Origin of the sequence: Flavobacterium poyangense, from assembly GCF_011751075.1 — a bacterium.
In the GTDB taxonomy this organism is placed as follows: domain Bacteria; phylum Bacteroidota; class Bacteroidia; order Flavobacteriales; family Flavobacteriaceae; genus Flavobacterium; species Flavobacterium poyangense.
Genome location: NZ_JAALLN010000170.1, coordinates 312 through 573 on the forward strand (window position 1 = coordinate 312; position 262 = coordinate 573).

Sequence of the window (262 nt, forward strand, 5' to 3'; positions counted from 1 at the left end):
AATCGCTCAAGATGTTGGCCAGGGCCACGGGGTTCCGTTCGGAGGCGCAGCTTTCCAAGGCATTTCAAAGACGCTTCGGACTCGCGCCTTCGCAGTATCTCGGCCGCGGCGCAAGCGGCGGCAGCCGCCACGGATCCCCTGCGCTTGACAATCCTTGACTGTTGAGTCCTGGCGATACATTACGACACACTGTAATCTTTTCGGCACACATTGTGTCAGTCGGGCAAATGCCGGACTGGGTGTCATTCCAAGCGTCCCCTGA

General features: G+C 58.8%; 1 protein-coding gene. It reads left to right on the forward strand.

Annotated elements, in window-relative coordinates:
- Positions 1–11 precede the first annotated feature (11 nt).
- Entirely contained in the window at positions 12–158 is a 147-nt protein-coding gene (locus G3A47_RS24500; protein WP_350339440.1) for an AraC family transcriptional regulator, read from the forward strand.
- Positions 159–262 lie beyond the last annotated feature (104 nt).

What these genes read in the sequence shown, in the direction of transcription:
- G3A47_RS24500 (WP_350339440.1), top strand. Translation starts at nt 12, where the DNA reads ATGTTGGCCAGGGCCACGGGGTTCCGTTCGGAGGCGCAGCTTTCCAAG.